Source organism: Nocardioides sp. zg-1230, assembly GCF_013155335.1.
Taxonomy (GTDB): Bacteria; Actinomycetota; Actinomycetes; order Propionibacteriales; family Nocardioidaceae; genus Nocardioides.
Genome location: NZ_JABJQZ010000001.1, coordinates 22184 through 41456 on the forward strand (window position 1 = coordinate 22184; position 19273 = coordinate 41456).

18 protein-coding genes are annotated in these 19273 nt (G+C 72.8%); 13 read left to right on the forward strand and 5 right to left on the reverse strand.

Going from position 1 to position 19273, the window contains the following annotated elements; all coding sequences use genetic code 11:
• The first annotated feature begins 238 nt into the window (after positions 1-238).
• The 4 genes from HOO61_RS00110 (at position 239) to HOO61_RS24390 (ending at position 4694) form a co-directional block, all read left to right on the forward strand.
• Complete coding sequence (locus tag HOO61_RS00110; protein ID WP_172255767.1) at positions 239-781, forward strand: hypothetical protein; 543 nt, start codon at positions 239-241, stop codon at positions 779-781.
• A 5-nt stretch (positions 782-786) separates the two neighbouring features.
• On the forward strand, positions 787-2049 hold the full coding sequence (locus HOO61_RS00115) for an MFS transporter (protein ID WP_172255770.1): 1263 nt from the start codon (positions 787-789) through the stop codon (positions 2047-2049).
• Positions 2046-3062, forward strand: coding sequence for a hypothetical protein (locus HOO61_RS00120; RefSeq protein WP_172255773.1), 1017 nt, complete (start codon positions 2046-2048; stop codon positions 3060-3062). Before HOO61_RS00115 ends, HOO61_RS00120 begins: the two co-directional genes overlap by 4 nt.
• A 144-nt stretch (positions 3063-3206) precedes the next feature.
• On the forward strand, positions 3207-4694 hold the full coding sequence (locus tag HOO61_RS24390; protein ID WP_301538935.1) for a DUF4082 domain-containing protein: 1488 nt from the start codon (positions 3207-3209) through the stop codon (positions 4692-4694).
• Here the strand turns inward: HOO61_RS24390 and HOO61_RS00140 are convergent.
• Positions 4691-5308, reverse strand: a complete 618-nt coding sequence (locus HOO61_RS00140; RefSeq protein ID WP_216658492.1) for a hypothetical protein — start codon at positions 5306-5308, stop codon at positions 4691-4693. The two genes, HOO61_RS24390 and HOO61_RS00140, sit on opposite strands and share 4 nt — an antisense overlap.
• Positions 5309-5412: 104 nt before the next feature.
• Entirely contained in the window at positions 5413-6282 is an 870-nt protein-coding gene (locus HOO61_RS00145; RefSeq protein WP_216658493.1) for a hypothetical protein, read from the reverse strand.
• A gap of 121 nt (positions 6283-6403) precedes the next feature.
• Between HOO61_RS00145 and HOO61_RS00150 the strand changes: the two genes are divergently transcribed.
• Together HOO61_RS00150 and HOO61_RS00155 are read left to right on the forward strand one after the other, a co-directional pair.
• On the forward strand, positions 6404-7063 hold the full coding sequence (locus HOO61_RS00150; RefSeq protein WP_172255782.1) for a polysaccharide deacetylase family protein: 660 nt from the start codon (positions 6404-6406) through the stop codon (positions 7061-7063).
• A gap of 209 nt (positions 7064-7272) precedes the next feature.
• Positions 7273-8478, forward strand: coding sequence for a hypothetical protein (locus HOO61_RS00155; protein ID WP_172255786.1), 1206 nt, complete (start codon positions 7273-7275; stop codon positions 8476-8478).
• A 283-nt stretch (positions 8479-8761) separates the two neighbouring features.
• Here HOO61_RS00155 and HOO61_RS00160 read toward each other — a convergent pair whose 3' ends face one another.
• A complete protein-coding gene (locus HOO61_RS00160) occupies positions 8762-10162 on the reverse strand; it encodes an HNH endonuclease signature motif containing protein (protein ID WP_172255789.1) in 1401 nt (466 codons plus the stop codon).
• Between the two features lie 274 nt (positions 10163-10436).
• The gene (locus tag HOO61_RS00165; RefSeq protein ID WP_172255792.1) at positions 10437-11405 is read right to left on the reverse strand and encodes a hypothetical protein; all 969 of its coding nucleotides are present in this window, start codon (positions 11403-11405) and stop codon (positions 10437-10439) included.
• A gap of 164 nt (positions 11406-11569) precedes the next feature.
• Here HOO61_RS00165 and HOO61_RS00170 point away from each other — a divergent pair, with 164 nt between their 5' ends.
• The gene (locus tag HOO61_RS00170; protein ID WP_172255795.1) at positions 11570-12709 is read left to right on the forward strand and encodes a glycosyltransferase; all 1140 of its coding nucleotides are present in this window, start codon (positions 11570-11572) and stop codon (positions 12707-12709) included.
• A 31-nt stretch (positions 12710-12740) separates the two neighbouring features.
• On the opposite strand, the gene acpS is transcribed toward HOO61_RS00170, so the two are convergent.
• Positions 12741-13151, reverse strand: coding sequence for a holo-ACP synthase (gene acpS / locus HOO61_RS00175; protein WP_172255798.1), 411 nt, complete (start codon positions 13149-13151; stop codon positions 12741-12743).
• Positions 13152-13354: 203 nt separating this feature from the next.
• On the opposite strand from acpS, the gene HOO61_RS00180 reads away from it, so the two are divergent.
• Genes HOO61_RS00180 through HOO61_RS00205 form a run of 6 tightly spaced genes read left to right on the forward strand, consistent with a single transcriptional unit; the run spans position 13355 to position 19246 of the window.
• Positions 13355-13624 (forward strand): acyl carrier protein, encoded by a 270-nt coding sequence (locus tag HOO61_RS00180; RefSeq protein ID WP_172255801.1) that lies wholly within the window; start codon positions 13355-13357, stop codon positions 13622-13624.
• A gap of 25 nt (positions 13625-13649) precedes the next feature.
• Positions 13650-14570 carry a serine O-acetyltransferase gene (locus HOO61_RS24395; protein ID WP_301538936.1) on the forward strand — a complete coding sequence of 307 codons (921 nt, stop codon included), beginning with the start codon at positions 13650-13652 and terminating at the stop codon, positions 14568-14570.
• The gene (gene asnB, locus HOO61_RS00190) at positions 14570-16561 is read left to right on the forward strand and encodes an asparagine synthase (glutamine-hydrolyzing) (protein ID WP_172255804.1); all 1992 of its coding nucleotides are present in this window, start codon (positions 14570-14572) and stop codon (positions 16559-16561) included. The genes HOO61_RS24395 and asnB overlap by 1 nt, the downstream gene beginning before the upstream one ends.
• Complete coding sequence (nadE, locus tag HOO61_RS00195) at positions 16558-17556, forward strand: NAD(+) synthase (protein WP_172255807.1); 999 nt, start codon at positions 16558-16560, stop codon at positions 17554-17556. The genes asnB and nadE overlap by 4 nt, the downstream gene beginning before the upstream one ends.
• Positions 17553-18275 carry a hypothetical protein gene (locus HOO61_RS00200; RefSeq protein WP_172255810.1) on the forward strand — a complete coding sequence of 241 codons (723 nt, stop codon included), beginning with the start codon at positions 17553-17555 and terminating at the stop codon, positions 18273-18275. Before nadE ends, HOO61_RS00200 begins: the two co-directional genes overlap by 4 nt.
• Entirely contained in the window at positions 18272-19246 is a 975-nt protein-coding gene (locus HOO61_RS00205; protein ID WP_172255813.1) for a glycosyltransferase, read from the forward strand. Before HOO61_RS00200 ends, HOO61_RS00205 begins: the two co-directional genes overlap by 4 nt.
• Positions 19247-19273: the final 27 nt, after the last annotated feature.

Below are 19273 nucleotides of genomic sequence, written 5' to 3' on the forward strand. Positions count from 1 at the left end.
CGTGGTCGGCGTCGTGGCCAGCCTTCTCCTCGGCGGCTGCGGCGCCGGTGGGGCGTCACCGGACGCCGCGTCCCCCGGCGCTGCGTCTCCGGGCACTGCTTCCCCGGGCACTGCTACCCCGGGCACTGCTTCCCCGGATGCTGCGACCGCGCCGTCCCCTGGGAAGCGCGCGAAGGACGGGGGCGAGGACCGCAGGGCCCGGTCCGGTGAGCAGTCGGGCGACCAGGCCGACGGGACCGTGGACACCACACCCAGCCCGAGCACCAGCCCGAGCACGACGCCGGGCACCGCGCCGGGCAGCGACGCGGATGCCGAGGGCACTGCCGACGGCTCGGCCCCGGCCCTGGAGATGCCGGAGGCGCCCGAGCCGACGGTCGACAGCCTCTCCGAGCTCCTCCCGCCGTCCGACCCCGGTCCGCTCGTCACGACCCCCCTCCCCCGCGCCGCGACTGCACAGGGTCGGCTCCTGCGCCGGTTCCCCGACGCGCTGCGCCCCACCCGGGCCGCCCGGGTGCAGAGCAGCAGCGTGTCGCCCTCGGGTGACCGGCTGCAGGTCGGGCTGGTGGCGACGTCGTCCCTCTCGCCGGGGCAGGTCCTGCTCGCCTACCGGACCCGCCTGGCCCGCCGTGGCATGGCGGAGACGGCGACCCCGCCGAGCGTCGCCGGCTCCACCGCGGCCGCCTTCCGGCGAGGTGACAGCGTCGTGACCGTCACGGTCACCCCGCGAGGCTCCGGGACGACGTACGCCGTCCACGCCTCGCTGCGCGCCGAGCGCGGGTGAGCGGGATGTACATCTCCGTCCGCGACCGGCCCGCCGGCCGCACCGCCCCGCGCGGCCCGGCCTCGACCCGACCGCCCGTCGGCCGCGTCGTCATCACGCTCGGCATCGTGTCGATGCTCACCGACGTCTCGTCGGAGTCGGTGTCGGCGATCCTCCCGCTCTACCTCACCGCGGTCGTCGGCCTCACGCCGGTGGCGTACGGCCTGATCGACGGCCTCTACCAGGGGGTCAGCGCCCTCGTCCGCCTCGGCGGCGGGTGGCTGGCGGACGCCTCGGACCGGCCCAAGTGGGTGGCGTTCCTCGGCTACGGGCTCTCCGCCGTCGCACGCGTCTTCCTGCTGTTCGCCTCGGGCGCCGCCGGGATCGCCGCCGTGGTCACGGCGGACCGCATCGGCAAGGGGATCCGGACGGCACCGCGCGACGCGATGATCAGCACCGCGACGCCGACCGAGCACCTCGGCCGCGCCTTCGGCGTGCACCGGATGCTGGACACGATCGGTGCCGCCGTCGGCCCGCTGATCGCCTTCGGCCTGCTGTGGCTCGTGCCCGGCGGCTACTCCGTGGTGCTCGTGGTCTCGCTCGCCTTCGCGATCGCCGGGGTGGCCCTGCTCGGCCTGCTCGGACCGGACGTGCGGACCCGGCGCGACGCGGCGGCCCGGAGCGGACCCACGCCGCCCCCGTTCCGCTGGCGTGACCTGACCGACGCCCGGCTGCGGCCGCTCCTCGTGGTCGCCGGCGTGCTCGGCCTGCTGACCATCGGCGACGGGTTCATCTACCTCGCCCTGCTCGACCACGGCGGCGTCAACGTGGCCTGGTTCCCCCTCTTCTACGTCGGGACCAACGTGGCCTACCTGGTGCTGGCCGTGCCGGTCGGTCGGCTCGCCGACCGGGTCGGGCGGGCTCGCACGCTCGTCGTGGGCCACCTCGCCCTCGTCGGTGCCTACCTGTGCGCCGTGCTCCCCACCTCGACCGCCGCCGCCACTGTCGGGACGCTGCTCCTGCTGGGCACCTTCTACGCCGCGACCGACGGCGTGATCGCTGCCATCGCGGGCCGCCTCGTGCCGGTGCAGGCCCGGTCCAGCGGCATCGCCGCCGCGCAGACCGTGGTCGCGCTCGCGCGGATGCTCGCCTCGGCCGGGTTCGGCGTGCTGTGGCTGCTGCTCGGCCCCACGGTGGCGATGGCGACCGTCGCCACCCTCCTGGTGCTCGCCGTCCTCGCGGCCACGACCCGGATCGGGCGCCTCGACGGCGCCGCGGTCACGTCGTGAGCACCCGCGCCCGGGTGCTGGCCTTCGTCACGGTGGTCGTGGCGATCGCCGTCGCGGCGACCTCCTACGTCGTCGTCGAGCGTCGCGAGGTGCGCGCCGAGCGGGCGGCCGAGCCCGAGGCCGAGCAGACGCCCATCGCCGAGCTGACCGACGGCCCGCGGATCGTGTTCCGGCACACCGGCCTCGACAGCAAGTACGGCGTGGTGGCCGTGGTGCCCCTGGACGACCCGGGCGGAGCACGCGCGTTCACCGGCGTCACCTGCGACCGGGTCGCGGCCCGGGCCGAGGGTGCGTCGTGCCTGCTGAACGACACCAGCGTGGCGGCGTCGTTCGAGGGGTTCGAGCTCGACGCCGACTGGCAGGAAGTGGCGAGCAACGACCTGCCAGGGATCCCGAGCCGCACGCGGCTGAGCCCGGACGGGACCCTCGTGGCGACGACCGTCTTCGTGGCCGGCCACTCCTACATGACCACGGGCTTCTCGACCGCGACCGAGGTCCACGAGTTCGGCGGCGGTGAGCGGTGGGGCAACCTCGAGGACTTCCAGCTGGTGATCGAGGGCGAGGAGGTCAACCCGGTCGACCGCAACGTCTGGGGCGTGACCTTCGCGGACGACCGGACCTTCTACGCCACGGTCGCCACCGGCGACCGAACGTGGCTGGTCGAGGGCGACCTCGCCGAGCGCACGCTCACCTCGGTGTCCCCCGACGCCGAGTGTCCCGCCCTGTCGCCCGACGGAACCCGGGTCGCCTTCAAGGTCGACGTCGACCCGGGGCGCCGCGTCGTGTGGCAGGTCGCCGTCCAGGACCTCGCGACGGGCGAGCGCACGCTGCTCGAGGCCGGCCCGCGCGGGCTCGACGACCAGGTCGAGTGGCTCGACGACGACACGGTGATCTACGGGATGCCGCGTGCCGACGAGCCCGGCGTGACCGACACCTGGGCGGTCGACACCGCCGCGAACGCGACACCGAGCCTGCTCATCGAGCAGGCGTGGTCGGCGACCGTCGTGCGCTGAGGTGTTACGGCACATTTTGGGGATGTTGCTCCGTGGCCTTGTCGACCGGCGGGCGCGTGTGGAGGATGCCGGGGGACCGCGCACACCCCCACCCCCCACCTGCGCGGTCTGTGTCCCCTGCCCCCGTGTCATCGAGGTTTCTCCATGTCGTCCCCTGTGTCCGGCCCCGTCATGTCCCGAGGCCGTCGGCGCCTCGTCCCCGTCTTCGTCCTCGCAGTCGTCCTCACCGCCCTCGCCCTCGTCGAGCGCCCCACCCCGTCAGCCCACGGCAACACCGCGGACCGGGCGCGTGCCGCCGAGGTCGGTCTGCTCCCCCGCCGCGCCCCCGACGCGGACGTGCGCCGCGGGCCCGAGCGCGAGGTCGGCATGCGCTTCAAGGCCAAGGTCGCCGGGACGGCGGTCGGCGTGCGCTACTACAAGCCGCGCAAGTCCAAGGGATCCACCCCCGCGTCCGCCACCTTGTGGTCGAAGCGCGGAAAGGTCCTGGCCCGGACGACGCTGCGTCCGGTCAAGGGCAAGGGCTGGAAGAAGGTCGGCTTCGACTCCGGCGTGGCGCTCGCCGCCGGCAAGGCCTACGTCGTCTCGGTGCACACCGGCGCCAAGGGGATCCACGCGGCCACGCCGGGCGGCTTCAGCAAGTCCAGGAGCAACGCCCACCTGCGTGCCCCGGGTGACCGCAACGGCATGACGCGGTCCGGCAGCACGGCGCGGTTCCCGCGCAACGAGGCTCCGCGCAACACCAACTACTGGGTCGACGTGCGCTTCGTCCCGTCAGGCTCCGAGACCGCCCCGACCCCGACCCCGACCCCGACGCCGACGCCCACCACGCCGCCTCCCGGCGGCTGGCCCGGCCCCGACAACACCGGCGTACCGGCCGGCACCGCGCTCACGCCGTACACCGGCCCGTGCACCATCACCTCGGCGCGCACCATCTCGGGCGCGGACGTCCTCTCCAAGTGCAGCGACGCGCTGGTGATCCAGACCACCGGTGTCGTCATCGACAAGTCCCTCGTTCCGGGCGTGTGGTCGATCTACGGCGACGGCGACAGCTCGGTGACCATCACCGACTCCGACGTGCGTGCCGGCTCCGTCTCCACCGCGGGGCTCTGGGGCTACAACATCACCGCCCGGCGCGTCGACGTCACCGGCGGGCAGCACAGCTTCCAGTGCAACAACAACTGCGAGGTCACCGACTCCTGGTTGCACGACCAGCACAACCCCGACGGCGGGAGCTACCACAACAACGCCTTCATCTCGAACGGCGGCAGCAACATGGTGATCCGCCACAACACGCTGCACTGCACGGCGATCCTCAACAGCACCGACGGTGGTTGCAGCGGCGACCTGTCGCTGTTCGGGGACTTCGACCCGATCGACAACGTCACCATCGACAACAACTACCTGAGGGCCAACAACTCCTCGATCTCGTACTGCCTCTACGGCGGTGCATCGCGCTCCAAGCCCTACCAGGCGACGAACGTCAAGGTCACCAACAACGTCTTCGAGCGCGGCGCCAACCGCAAGTGTGGCGTCTACGGACCGGTGACTTCGTTCGACCGCAACGCGGCCGGCAACGTGTGGACCGGCAACGTGTGGGACTCCGGCGAGGCGGTGAACCCCGAGCTGGGCTAGCTGCTCGCGCCGCCCGCGATCGCCACGAGCGACTTCGTCAGGCCGGCGAAGCGCTCGTGGTGGATGTGCGAGTCGGGGAAGTACGAGCGCAGCTCGGCGACCCCGACCAGCTCGGTCCACTGCACCTCCGACATGGCCTCCTCGGTCGACTCGGGGCTGCTGTGCGCGAGGGGCCAGGCCGCGGCGAGCCGCGCGCGGGCGGCCATCGGCATGAACTGCAGTCCCGGGAAGAGCCAGTGCGGCTCGAGCGGGAAGTAGCGGTAGGGCGTCTGCACCCAGTGGCGCGGCGCGAGGGCGCGGACCTCGCGCGCGAGCGCCGCCCGCTGGGCGTGCCCGCCGACGTGCTCGAGCAGCGAGTTGCTGAACACGACGTCGTACGACGTCGACGCGCCGGCCGCAGCCAGCACCTCACGCGCCCGGCACGCGTCGCCCGTGACCGGGAGCATCGCCGCGTCGTCGGACTCGCCGGGCTCGAAGAGGTTGAGCACCGTCACGTCCTTGGGTCGCACGGGCGCCCGGCGCCACCACTCGACGGTGCCGCCGAGGTCGAGGACCGACATCGTCGCCAGGTCCGGGAAGGCCTGCTCGACGAGCTCCCAGCGGCGGGCCCGCATGCGCGCACCCGCCGACCCGGGTGCGTCGACCAGGGTGTGCCGGAGTCGTCCTGCGACTCCGCCGTTCGCCGCCATGAGGGATCCCTTCGTCGTCGGCGTGCCGCTCACCACGGCACGCACGTCAGCTCGCTGTAGAGGTAGTCGACCGAGCGCGGCTCGAGCGCGGTGCTGCGGAACATCCGCGGGCGAGGCGAGGACTGCATCCGGGACAGCCGCGGCGGTCGGCCCGCCACGCGCCGCTCGGCGAGCGTGACGAGCGCGCGGTGGCGCAGCAGCAGGTGACGGTAGGGCGCGTGCCCCGCCCGCGCCAGGACCGCCGGGTCCGAGACGTGGACCAGCGAGGCGAAGAGCGGCAGGCCCTTGCGCCGGTCGCGGCGGGCGATCACGTAGCAGCTGTCCGGGCCGACGCGCACCACGAAGTGCAGCGCGGCCGCGGCCGCGCGGTGGTCGCGGTAGACGCGCAGGTCGTCCCCCGTCAGCGCCGCCTCGATGTCATGTGGCGCGGTGAGCACCCGCACGCCGCGGCGCGACGGCAGCGGAAGGTTCGGCACCAGCGCGGTGGCGGTGTCGAGGCTGGTGAACCCCAGGCGCTCGTTGAGGCTAACTACGTTGCCGCTGGGCGAGAGGTCGACGAAGTCGTAGTCGCGCTGGCGCAGCATCGCCCGCGCCAGGCGTACGCCGTGCGCGCGGTGCTCCTCCAGCACGCACCAGGCGGCCAGGTTGCAGCGCCGGCGGGGCTCGCCGTCGACCACGCGCTCGGAGTAGAAGGCGAGGTAGGCCCCGACCACCTCGTCGCCCTGGCGCAGCAGGAAGCCGTGGTTGGGGGCGTCCACGCTCCACGGCGGCACGGCACACCGCGCCCACTCGTCGGCACTCAACCTGGCGTTGAGGTGCTGGTGCAGGAACGCGGCGACCGCACCGATGTCGTCGTCGGTGATCGGTGCCAGGTCCACCCCCACGGACTCCCCTGACATGCCCCCACCGTAGGAAGACGGGTCGGCGCCGAGCGGGCGGCACCGAGGCACATACCCATATTTTGTGAGCCTCCGCCGGACGCCCGGAGGCGTGGCAGGAAGCGACCCTACGGTTCGACGCATGCGCGTGGTGAATGTCTGCTTCCATGGCATCGGCGCGCCGCAGCGCCGACTCGAGCCCGGCGAGGACGTCTACTGGATCAGCAAGGACGTCTTCCTCGGTGTGCTGGACCGGGTGGTCGGACGGCACGACGTGCGCCTGAGCTTCGACGACGGGAACTCCTCGGACGTGGAGATCGCGCTCCCGGCACTCCTCGAGCGCGGCCTGCGTGCGAGCTTCTTCGTCGTGGCCGGGCGGCTGGACCTACCGGGCAGCCTCAGCCGCGACGACGTACGCCTGCTGCACGCGTCCGGCATGACGATCGGCAACCACGGCATGTCGCACCGGCCCTGGCGGGGGCTCGACCCGGCCCGCCGACGCGAGGAGCTCGTGACCGCCCGCACGGTGCTGCAGGACGTCACCGGCAGCCGCGTGCACGACGCCGCCCTGCCGCTGGGTCGCTACGACCGCGCCGTCCTGCACGAGCTGCGCCCCCTCGGCTACCGCACCGTGCAGACCAGCGACCGCCGCTGGGCCCACTCCGACCGCTGGCTCCAGCCCCGCTACAGCATCCGCAGCGGCGACACGGTCGACTCGGTGGAGCGGGACGTGCTCCGCCTTCCCCCGGTCGCCTCCCGCGCACGCGGCGCACTCGTCGGCACGGTCAAGCGCCTGCGCTGAGAGGTGCTGGGCCGTCGACCGGAACGACGTCGCTCCCGGCGCGCCGGACGGCGTGCTCGTGTCGATCGGCTGGGCACGCGACATCCACGCGGGCGTCGCGGCACTCGAGGATCTGAGCACCGCGCGGGCGGCGCACGGACAGGTCGCAACATTCTGGGTCGCGGCCTCGTCACACAGATTCGGCATCATCCGCAACCGCAGGGGGAATCATGCGACTCTCACTCACCGCCGCCGCGCTCCTGGGCTCGGCCCTGCTCGTGCCCATGGGCACGGCAACCGCAGCGGCCGAGACGTGTCAGGGACAACCGGCGACCATCGTCGGCACACCGGGGGGCCAGATCGCCGGGACGGAAGGCGCGGACGTCATCGTCACCAACGGCGCCACGAGAGTCGACGCGGTCGGCGGCGATGACCGCGTGTGCGCCACGGGCGAGGGCGGCGTCGTCGCCATCCTCGGCGCAGGGGCCGACACGTTCACCGACGAGAACGGAGGCTCGCACCAGGTCCTCGCGGGCACCCTCGACGGCACCGACACCGAGGCCGACGTCATCCGCCTCGCCACATCTGGGCGCGTCACCTCCGGCATGGCAGGCACGCCGAACGCCGACACCATCGACCTCGTCGAGACCGGCTACCTCCACTGGAACGGCGTCCAGACCGCCCCGGGCGCGGTCACCGTCGGGAAGGGCGGTGGCCTGTTCCTTCGGTCCGCCTACAACATGCGTGTGGAGGCCAACGGGTCAGTCACCGGGGCCGACACGTCGCTGACGTGGACCGGTCACTTTGACGAGTTCTCGTTCGCCACAGAGACCGAGCGCGGGCTCCTCGACTTCCGCGGCACCGACGCAGTCGAGCACCTCACGGTCGACGCCCCGGCGACATTCAACCGCAACGTGCAGCTCGGCAGTGGGGACGACATCTACCGGACCAACGGCCTCGGCGGGAGGTCATCGATGGTGAAGGGCAACAAGGGCGAGGACCGCCTGATGCTCGACGTTCCGACCCTGCGGCTCAAGGCCGACCTGGACCGCCGGGTGGATGACAAGAACAGCGGGGCCGCGACCCGCATCCGCAACTTCGAGGACTACGTGGTGTCCGCCAAGACGGCGAGGATCCGCGGGACCAACCGCGGCGAGCGGATCACGGTCGTGACGTGCAAGGCGTGGGTGAACGCCGGACCCGGCAAGGACCTCATCATTGCCAACGTCGAGTACGGCGACGGCGACGAGCTGGGCACCCCGAAGTGTGGCAAGTACCGCGCGGTCGTGAACGGCGGCCGGGGCCACGACACGATCAAGGGCTCCCCGGGGAACGACCGCCTGCTGGGCAACCGTGGCCGCGACGCCACAGACGGCCGCGCCGGGCGCGACGCCTGCCAGGGCGAGCGCCGTGTGCGGTGCGAGCGTCGCCTCTGACGTAGCCCCATCCGCGCAATGAAGGGCCCCGACCGGCAGCGGTCGGGGCCCTCGTTGCGTGCAGGACCTTCGGCCAGCGACGACGGCAGGGGGCCTGGGTGCGTCGACTACCCCTCCTGCGGCCGCGTCTTGCCAGCTGCCCGTTCGCGGGCGGTCTGAGTTACCGATCCGCTGAGTGCGCGCCGTACCCGGCTCCCCTCGAGCCTCGGGTCGTCGCCGGCCACACCCAGCCAGAACGCGCGTGTGGCCCCGCCACCTGGTGGGGGCGGGGTGCGGGGCGGGGTCATCGTCGGCGTGGACGCGGGATGCCGGGCGGGTCATCTGGTGGGTCGATCGCGCTGGTGCCGGTGTGGTCGCGGCGGTAGCGGTGCCCGTGGGGACTGGTCCACTCGAACGCCCCGGGCGCGACCATCTCGTAGCGCCAGGGCGAGTGCGTCTTGAGCCGGTGGTGGAACCTGCACAGGCAGGCGAGGTTGTCGCTCCGGGTGGGCCCGGGCTGGGTTCTGCCCTCGGCTGCGGCGTCGGGGTCGTACGGGATGACGTGGTCGATGTCGCAGCGTCGGGCGGGGCGGGTGCACCACGGGAACACGCAGGTGCGATCGCGGAGGACGACCTGCTCGCGGATCCGGTCCGGCACGGCATAGGCATCGGTGGCCAGCTGGGTGTTGAGGTCAATGACCGGCTTGATCGTGACCTTGGTGCCGGAGTCGCCGCACCATTCCTGCACCTGCTCGAGCAGGACGAGCCGCTGGCCCTCCTCCAACCGGCCGGTGGGCCCGAAGACGGTGGTGTCGCCGGAGAAGCCGGCATCGAAGTGCGCGTGGAGCACGACCTCCCGCGCCGCGGGCAGCCGCTGGGGGTCGGTTCCGGTTCCGGCGAGGTCGAGGGCGGTCTGCGTCCTGGCGAGGTCGCCGAGGGCCTTGGCCCGTCGAGCATCAAGGGGCAGTGCGGACCCGAGGACCTTCTGCATCTCGGCGCCGCGCGCCACCGCACGGTCGAGGTCGAGGGCGTCAGCGATGTCGACATCGGCCTCGATGCGCATCGTGCCGGCGAAGTGCACGTCCTGGGTGTCGATCGTGACGTGACGGGGGTCGACGTGGAGGTAGCCGTCCTCCGGATCCGCAGCCGGGTCCACGGTGGCGAGGTCGTAGCGCTTGATCGCCTCCGCGACCAGCCGGTCGAGCTGCGCCGGCCCGACCCGACCGGCGACCGCGGCGACCTGCGCGTCCACAAAGCCAGCGGCCTCGCGCGTCAGGGCGGGTGAGGAGTGGATCGTGGTCTCGGCCACCGCCCGCGCCTTCCACGCCGGAACCCGCCCGGCCTGGACCTGGGCCCACAGCCGGGGCAGGCGGTGACGCAGCTCCAACGCGTGACCGATGAGCCTCTTCGCCCCGGTCGACGACATCCCGAGGACGCCGCCGAGCTCCGCAACACAGAACTCCGCCACCAACGGGCATCCCTCACCCGCGATGGGCTCCTCGTGCTCCCACCCCGCCGCACTGAACGACGCGGCGTCGTGGATCGACTCCGGCGGGTGCAGGTCAGCCCACCGGGCCGCGACCTCCAGCAGGTCTGCGGCAGCCCGCTCCTCGGCCGCCTTGCGGTTTCGCGCGAGCGCGAGCAGGCCGGCGGCGGTGAGGTCGTCCACCTCACCTGCTACCCGGTCAACCAGCGCTTCGCTCATGTGTTCGATTATACTGCTGGTCGCCGACAACGGCACCCGTTCCCAGCGGCTGTGGACGGACCTCGAAGGGACGGTGCTCGAAGCGACACTCCCGGACGGGGTCTCGTGACGGGACACCGTCCCTCCCCGACCAGCAGCCGCCTGCGCCTAGGTTGGACCTCGCTCGTACCTGGCACGAGCGAGGTGAACCCGACCGTCGAAGCGATGTGTCGATGGACGCCGTGACGCGACTTCATCGAACCTCGACCACTGGTGGGCGACGGGCGAGCCGCCCTCACTCGGGCACGAGCTCGCTGCCGTCGTCCCAGGTGTTGTCACGCCAGGCGTTGCCCGAGGCCGTCGCGTCGAAGGAGGTGATCGGGCCGTAGACGCCGCACGTCCCGTTGGCACCGCGCTCGAACACGTTGCCGTTGAAGACGACGCCCGTGGCGTCGGGGAACGGCTTGCCCGGGGCGTGGCCGCCGTAGGCGCAGTAGGAGGCCGAGGAGTCGTTGGCCTTGAGGAGGTTGTCCTCGACCCGCACGTCGCGGATCGGCTCGAAGTCGCCGAAGAGCGAGAGGTCGGCGGTGCAGCCACCGCCCGTGGCGTTGAGCTCGGCGGTGCAGTGCAGCGTGTTGTGCCGCACGACCATGTCGGTGCCGCCGTTGGAGATGAAGGCGTTGTTGTGGGCGGCTTCGCCCTTCGGGTTGAACTGGTCGTGCAGCCACGAGTCCTCGACCAGGCAGCGGCTGCCGCAGTGCACGCTGTGCTGCCCGCCGGTGACCTCGCTGCGCCGGACCGTGAGGTTGCTGCCCCACACCGCGCCGCCGATCCACTTCCCGGCGACGACCTCTGAGTCGACCACCTCGACCGAGTACGTAGGGTCGACCTGGGTGGCCGTGGACTCCACCCGCGGCACGCGCGACGCCTCGATCCGCACCCCCGGTGCCTGCACCACGATCGCCGGGCACACCCCGGTCGCGTCGACCCCCGACAGCACTGCGGTCTCGACGAGCGTGCAGGGCCCTGCGTAGGGGACGAGCTCGGTGCCGGACGGGACGCCGGTGCTGTCCGCGTCGGGATGGGCGTCGGGCGTGGAGCGGTTCTTGCCGACCGGTTCCGGCGCGTCGCTCGTCGTGGCGTCGTCGCCCGCGTCCGCGGCGGAGGGTTCCTCGTCGAGCAGCCGTACGGCGACCACGGCGAGGACGCCCACGAGCAGGACGACGGCAGCAACCAGTGCCGTGCGCGACCACGTGCGTGCCATCGGCGCCCCTTCCCCCGTCGACCACCGTCGACTCTCGGCGACCCCCATCATCGCGCCGCGTGCCGAGCAGGCGCGTACCCCAACCGGGGGATGTCGCGGCGCACGGTCCGGCGCGGGCAGCAGACGCGTGGTCGACTCGCGCCGTGGGGATGACGATCGCATGCGTGTACAACGACCCTGCCGTCAGGCGGCACTGCCTCGACCGCTCGATCGCGGCGTACGACGGCCCGGTGGAGGTGGAGTACCTGCCGGTGGACAACACCGAGCACGCCCACACGTCCGCGGGTGCGGCGCTCAACCACGCGGTCAGGCAGGCCAGCCACGACGTCGTGGTCCTCGTGCACCAGGACGTCTACCTGCACGACCTGGACCGGCTGGCCGCCTGCGCCGCTGCGCTCGAGGACGAGCGGTGGGGCATCCTCGGCGCCAACGGCGTCGACGCCGACGGCAGGTCCGTGGGCCGGCTGCGCGATCGCGTCATCCTCATCGGGGAGTCCGCGCCCGAGCCTGCGGCCGTCGACACCCTCGACGAGGTGCTGCTCATCGCCCGCCGCGACGACCTGCTCCGCGAGCCCCTCAGCGAGGACCCTGAGCTCGCCTGGCACGCGTACGCCGTGGAGTACTCGTTGCGGGTCCGGGCGGCGGGGCGCCTCGCGGGTGCCGTCGACACCGCCATCACCCACAACAGCATGACGACCAACCTGGCGCGCCTCGACGAGGCGCATCGCCACGTCGGCGACCTCTACCCGGCACTGGTCCCGATCCACACCACGTGCGGAACGGTCGACCCCGGCGCCCGGGACTGGGGCAACCTCCCGCTCATCCGCGACCACGGCTGGCGGCGCCGGTGGCTGCAGCAGTCGCGGATCGCGGCCCGCGTGCGGTCGGAGATCGGCGTCCAGGTCGTGCTCGCCGACATCGCCCACGAGGTGGACCTCCTCGGCTACTCGCCAGCGGAACCGCTCTACCTCCTCAACGCCGACCGCCGCGGCGGCTTCGCAGCCGAGGCGGGCGCCTCCGTCACGATCGAGCGCGACGGCCGCCCGGTGGTGATGTCCGCCGTCGCGCCGCAGCACCTGCGCGAGGCGTTGCGCTCGCTCGATCGGGCCCCGCACGTCCTGGTCACCGGGCTGGCAGTGGGTGACCTCGCCGACCTCGGCCCGGAGGTCAGCGGTCGCGACTGGCTCGCCGGCGTGCAGTGGGACGAGGTCTGGCTCGTGCGCGGGCAGTCCGCCCGGCAGCGGCCCGCGGAGTGGACGCGCCCGCAGGCGGTCCCGCTGGGCGCGAGCCTGTCCCGCGGCTGAACCGAGGCGACGGGGCGAGGCGTCCCTGCGCTCAGCTACGTAGGGCGTCGGCGACCGCCACCGCCACCGCGTACTCGTCGCAGTGGGACAGCGACACGTGGATCGGCCCAGCGCCGCGCCGCTGGGCCAGGGCACGCACGCCGCCGTCGAGCCGCACGCTGGGTGCCCCGTCGGCGTCACGGCCGATCTCGATCGAGCGCCACGCCAGCGGGGCGTCGCCCGTGGGGCGCAGGGCCTTGAGCACCGCCTCCTTGGCGGCCATGCGCGCGGCGAGGTGCAGCTCCGGGCGGGCGCGCGAGGTGCAGTAGGCGATCTCGTCCTCGGTGAACCAGCGCTGGAGGAACCGGTCGCCGGCGGTCCGCACCAGGGCGGCGATCCGGGACACCGACACGATGTCGGTGCCCGTGCCGACCGTGCCCGACACGTACGCGCTGCCGCCCATCCTCACGACTCCTCCGTCAGGGCCGTCCCCACGGCCAGGCTCCGACACTAGGGACCGCGCACGCTCCGAGGCTGCCTGGCCGGGCCCGTCACCACTATTGGGGAGCGTGCCCGCCGCGCGTCTCCGAGGGCCCGGGCCTCTCTCACACTCAGGGGTGGGTCGACGGGGGTGTGCGGCCCGCGAATCGGCCAGGGGAGGCACACATGCACGACCAGATCAGGAACGAGCTGCGCGAGTTCATCGGCGACAACTACCTCTTCGGCGACCACGACCGGTTGCCCGGGGACGAGGCGTCACTGCTCGAGGAGGGCATCGTGGACTCCACGGGCGTCCTCGAGCTCATCGAGTTCCTCGAGGACCACTTCGGGATCGTCGTCGGCGAGTCCGAGACGGTCTTCGACAACCTCGGGAGCATCGGAGGCCTCACCCGGTTCGTCGCCGGCAAGACCCTGGCCGGCCAGCCCGTGGGCTGAGGCCCTGCGCTTCGGGGGACCATTCATGGGGGACATGCGCGACCGGGTCGAGGACCCGGACCTCCGTCCATTCCGGACGGACGTCGACAAGTACTACACGATCGCGGCCGAGGGCCGGCGAGGGCCGGCGCAGCGCCTGCGCCTGTGGTTCTGGAACGCCGACTTCCGGGTCGTCGCCTGCTACCGCTTCGACCGCGCCGCGCGGCGCTACCAGGCGGAGCACCGGGTGGCCGGCCTGCCGGCCCGCGTCTTCGCCGCCGTCTGGCGCAGGCGCGTGATGAACGTCCACCACGCCGACATCGACCACCGCGCGGAGATCGGCCCGGGGCTGTTCCTGATGCACCACACGGGGGTGTTCATCGGGCCGGTCACCATCGGTGACAACTGCGTGCTGCACCACAACGTCACGATCGGGCAGCGGGTCGCCTCGGGCGACCACGGCGTGCCCCGGCTCGGCGACGACGTGTGGATCGGGCCCGGGGCGACGATCACCGGCGACGTGACGATCGGGGACGGTGCGACCATCTCCGCAGGCAGCGTCGTCTCGCGCGACGTCCCCCCTCGTTCCCTCGTGGCCGGCAACCCGGGCCGCGTGATCGCCTCCGACTACGACAACTCCTCGATGCTCAACTACCGCGTACGGCGCCCGGCGCGGACGCCCGAGGCGGTCGCGCCCGAGCCAGTCCCCGAGCCAGTCCCCGAGCCAGGACCAGAACCCGACGACACGCCCGCGCGGGCCGACGACGCCCACGTGGACCGCGCCCTCGCGGAGTACGCGCGCCTGCGCGACCCGCACGGCGACCGGCACCTGGAGGCGGTCAAGGCCGCGATCTTCCTCGAGGACGTCTTCCACGTCGTGCTGCGCGAGGAGCAGATCGATCCCGACCTGCTCGGCACCGCCGAGGGCATGCGTGCGGTCCTCGCCCAGGCCGGCGGGACCGCCTGATGTGCGGCATCTGCGGCGTCGTGGTCATCGACGGCCCGCCGCCGGACCGGGAGCTCGTGACCCGGATGATCGGGAGGCTGCGCCACCGCGGTCCGGACGGCAGCGGCCTCTACCGCGACAACCACGCCGCGCTCGGGCACACCCGGCTGGCCATCATCGACACCGAGGGCGGCGCCCAGCCGCTGTGCAACGAGGACGAGACGGTGTGGATCTCCTTCAACGGCGAGATCTTCAACTACGTCGAGCTCGGGGAGGAGCTGCGCCGCTGCGGGCACCGCTTCCGCACCGCCAGCGACACCGAGGTCATCGTGCACGCCTGGGAGGAGTGGGGCGAGCAGTGCTTCACCCGATTCAACGGGCAGTGGGCGGTGGCCCTGTGGGACTCCCGCGAGCGGCGGCTCGTGCTGTCGCGCGACCGGATGGGCGTGCGTCCGCTCTTCTACACCCGTGACAGCCGACGGCTCGCCTTCGCCTCCGAGGTCAAGGCACTGATGGCCGACCCCGCGGTCCCGCGCGCCCTCGACCCCACCGGGCTCGACGAGGTGCTGACCTACTGGTCGACGGTGGCGCCGCGCACGATCTTCCGCGGCATCGAGCAGCTCGAGCCGGGGTACGTCGCCGTGCTGGACCGCGACGGCTTCCGACGCCACCCCTACTTCAGCGTCGACTTCCCCGACCGGGGCGCCGAGCCGGAGCAGGACATCGAGGCCAACGCCGCCGAGCTGCGCGAGCGCCTCGTCGAGGCGGCCCGGCTGCGCTTCGTGCGCAGCGACGTGCCCGTCGGCGCCTACCTCTCCGGTGGCATCGACTCCTCGATCACCGCGGCCGTGATCGCGAGGTACACCGACGCACCACTGCACACCTTCTCGCTGCGGTTCACCGACGCCGAGTACGACGAGGGCGTCCACCAGCACAAGATGGTGGCCGAGCTCGGCGCCCGGCACGAGGAGGTGATGGTCTCCCCCGCCGACGTCGCCGAGGTCTTCCCCGAGGTGGTGCGGCACACCGAGACGCCGGTGCTGCGGACCGCGCCGGCGCCGCTCCTCCTCCTGTCGCGGCTCGTGCGCGACAACGGCTACAAGGTCGTCGTGACGGGCGAGGGCGCGGACGAGGTGCTCGGTGGCTACGACATCTTCCGCGAGGGCCGGGTCCGCGCGTTCTGGGCCCGCGACCCGGGCTCGGCCACCCGCGACCGCGCCGTCGAGCTGCTCTACCCGTGGATGGAGCGCAACCCCGGCACCGCCCCGGCGTTCGCACGCAGCTTCTTCGGCCAGGACCTCGACGCCGGGGACCCTGCGATCTCGCACCGCCCGCGGTGGGCCTCCACGAGCGCCGTCAAGGCGCTGCTGTCCCCCGACGTGAGGGCCGAGCTCGACCGCGGCCCGGACGTGGTCACCCGGATGCCGGCCGGCAGCGACGCCTGGGACCCGCTGTCGCGCGCCCAGTGGCTCGAGATGACCACCCTGCTGCCGGGCTACATCCTGTCCAGCCAGGGCGACCGGATGCTGATGGCCAGCTCGGTGGAGGGACGGTTCCCGTTCCTCGACAAGGACGTCATCGAGCTCGCCAACCGCCTGCCCGCACGCCACAAGCTGTGCGGCCTCGACGAGAAGCACCTGCTCAAGATCGCCTTCGCGGACCTGGTCCCCGAGCAGATCCGCGCCAGGCCCAAGCAGCCCTACCGCTCCCCCGACACCGCCAGCTTCTTCAGCGGCCCGCCGCCGGAGTGGCTCACCGACGTCACCTCGCCCGCGGCCCTCGCCGACGCCGGCGTCTTCGCCCCACGCCCGGTGGCCGGACTGCTCGCGAAGGCAGCCCGCACCGGCGGCGTACGGGCCGGCAACACCGACAACATGCGCCTGCTCGCGGTCCTCTCGACCCAGCTGCTGCACCAGCAGCTGGTCGTCGACGGGGGCACCGCGAGCGACGCCGCACCACCCGCGCCGATGACCGTCATCGACCGGGTCCAGCACGTGAGGAGCACGGCATGACCACCGTCCAGAGCGCCAGCCCGAGCCACACCGACGTGCTCGCGATCGACGTGGAGGCGGAGGTCGCCCGGATCAGCGCCTCGCTCCGCGGCTACCTGACCCGTGCCCGCCGCAAGGGAGCGACCGTCGCGCTGTCGGGTGGGATCGACTCCAGCGTGGTCGCCGCGCTGTGCGTCGCCGCGATCGGCAAGGACCGGGTCTTCGGCCTCCACATGCCCGAGCGGGACTCCGCCGAGGACACGCTGGCGTTCAGCACGCTCGTCTCCGACTCGCTGGGCATCGACTCGGTCGTGGAGGACATCACCCCGGTGCTCGAGGCCGCCCGCTGCTACGAGCGCCGCGACGACGCGATCCGCATGGTGTGCCCCGACTACGGTCCCGACCACAAGTCCAAGATCGTGCTGCCGAGCGTCGTGGAGTCGGAGAGCCTGCGGCTCTACTCCGTCGTCGTGCAGGCGCCCGACGGGACCACGACCCGCCACCGGCTGACGACCGAGTCCTACCTCGGCATCGTGGCGGCGACGAACTTCAAGCAGCGGGCCCGCCGGATGATGGAGTACTACCACGCCGACCGGCTCAACTACGTCGTCACGGGCACGCCCAACCGCCTGGAGTACGACCAGGGGTTCTTCGTGAAGCTCGGTGACGGGGCGGCCGACGTGAAGCCGATCGCCCACCTCTACAAGACCCAGGTCTACGCCCTGGCGGAGTTCCTCGGCGTACCCGAGGAGATCCGGACCCGTCCGTCGACGACCGACACCTACTCACTGCCGCAGTCGCAGGAGGAGTTCTACTTCTCGCTGCCCTGGAACCTGATGGACCTGTGCCTGCACGGCAAGAACACCGGCGCCCCGATCGAGCAGGTCGCGGAGGCCACCGGCCTGACGACGGCCCAGGTCGAGCGGGTCTACGGCGACATCGACCAGAAGCGCAAGACCACGGCCTACCTCCACCTGCCGCCGCAGCTGGTCGAGCCGGTCCAGGAGATCGGTTGACCGCCCGGGACCTCCTCGCTGCCGCACTGCGCCGCTGGTACGTCGTGGTGCTCGGCGCCGCGCTCACGGTCGGGGCGTTCGCCGTCGTGCAGCGGCAGGCCCCGGTGTTCTTCACGCAGTACAACATCGTGATCGTCGGGCCGTCGGGCGAGGAGCACAGCAACGTGCTCGAGCACCCGCGCTACGGGCTGCAGCCCCTCGTCGGGGTCATCTCCACCGACCTCAACGAGGGTCATCCGCCGCTGCTGACCGGCGACGTGGACGCCACGATGGTCGGCATGGGCGAACGGGCAGGCGTCCAGGTCCGGGTGCCCAACCTGGGCACGCAGTGGCGACCCCTGTTCTCGGCCAACTACCTCGACGTGCAGGTGGCGGCAGCGACGCCCGAGGAGGTGCAGGCGCTGGCGACGGAGACGTCGGCCCGCGTCGCGGAGCTGCTCGAGCAGCGACAGGACGAGCTGGGCGTGCCGACCAACCTGCGTGCCCTCGCCGTCCCGTCGTCGGAGGACCCCATCGTCTACCCCATGGCCGGCAGCCGGTCCCGGGCCCTCGCGGCCACCGGGCTCACGGGTGTCATGCTCACCGCGGCCCTCGTCTTCTGGCTCGAGCGCTGGCGTCCGCGGCGCCGTCCGGCCCCGGCCCCCGGCGCCGCTCCGGTTGCCGCGGCTGGCAGGCGGGCCCTCGTGCGCCGTCGTACGCGCACGGAGGTGCTCGCATGACCACCCCGGTGACGGTCGCGGTGGTGACCTGGAACAGCGCCGACGTGCTCCCCGGACTGGTGGAGTCGCTGCCCGCCGGCGCCGGTGACGTGCCCTGGCACCTCGTCGTGGTGGACAACGACTCGAGCGACGACACGGTCGCCGTGGCGCGGCGCCTGTGCCCCGACGCCATGGTCGTGCAGACCGGCCGCAACGCGGGCTACGCGGCCGGGGTCAACGCCGCCCTGGCGGCCACCCCGGACGCGCCGGCGGTGCTGGTGCTCAACCCCGACGTACGGCTGAGCCCGGGCTGCCTGCCCACGCTGCTGGCCGCGCTGGACCAGCCGGGTACCGGGATCGCGGTGCCGCGGCTCACCGACGGCGACGGTGCGCTCATCCACTCGATGCGGCGCCGGCCGACCCTCCTGCGGGCCTTCGCCGACGCGCTCGTCGGTGCCACCCTGGCCGGCCGCTGGTCCCTGACGGGGGAGGTCGTGAGCGACCCCGCGCCCTACGCGGGCGACGCGTCCCCGGACTGGGCCGAGGGCTCGACGCAGCTGGTCAGCCGCGCCTGCCTGGACGCCTGCGGGCCGTGGGACGAGTCCTACTTCCTCTACTCCGAGGAGACGGAGTTCCACCTGCGAGCCGGGGCGCTCGGCTTCGGCGTCCGCTACGTCGCGGACGCGGGCGCCGTCCACCTCGAGGGCGACTCGGGCACCTCGCCGCGCCTGTGGGCGCTGCTCACGGCCAACCGCTTGCGGCTCTTCTCACGGTTGTCCTCGCGGCCGCGGACCGCTGCCTACTGGGTGGCCCTCGTCCTGCGCGAGTCGAGCCGGGCGGTCCGGGGGGACGCGATCGCGCGCGCCGCCGTGCGCGTGCTGGTGCGTCCCGACCTGCTGCGTGCCCCCCGCGGACCGGCGTGGCTCGACCTCGCTACCCCAAATCCGGTACTCCGCCCCGACGCGGCCCAAGCCGGGGCGGCCCGTCCGTAGCGTGGTGCCCGGGGACGACGCGTGGGT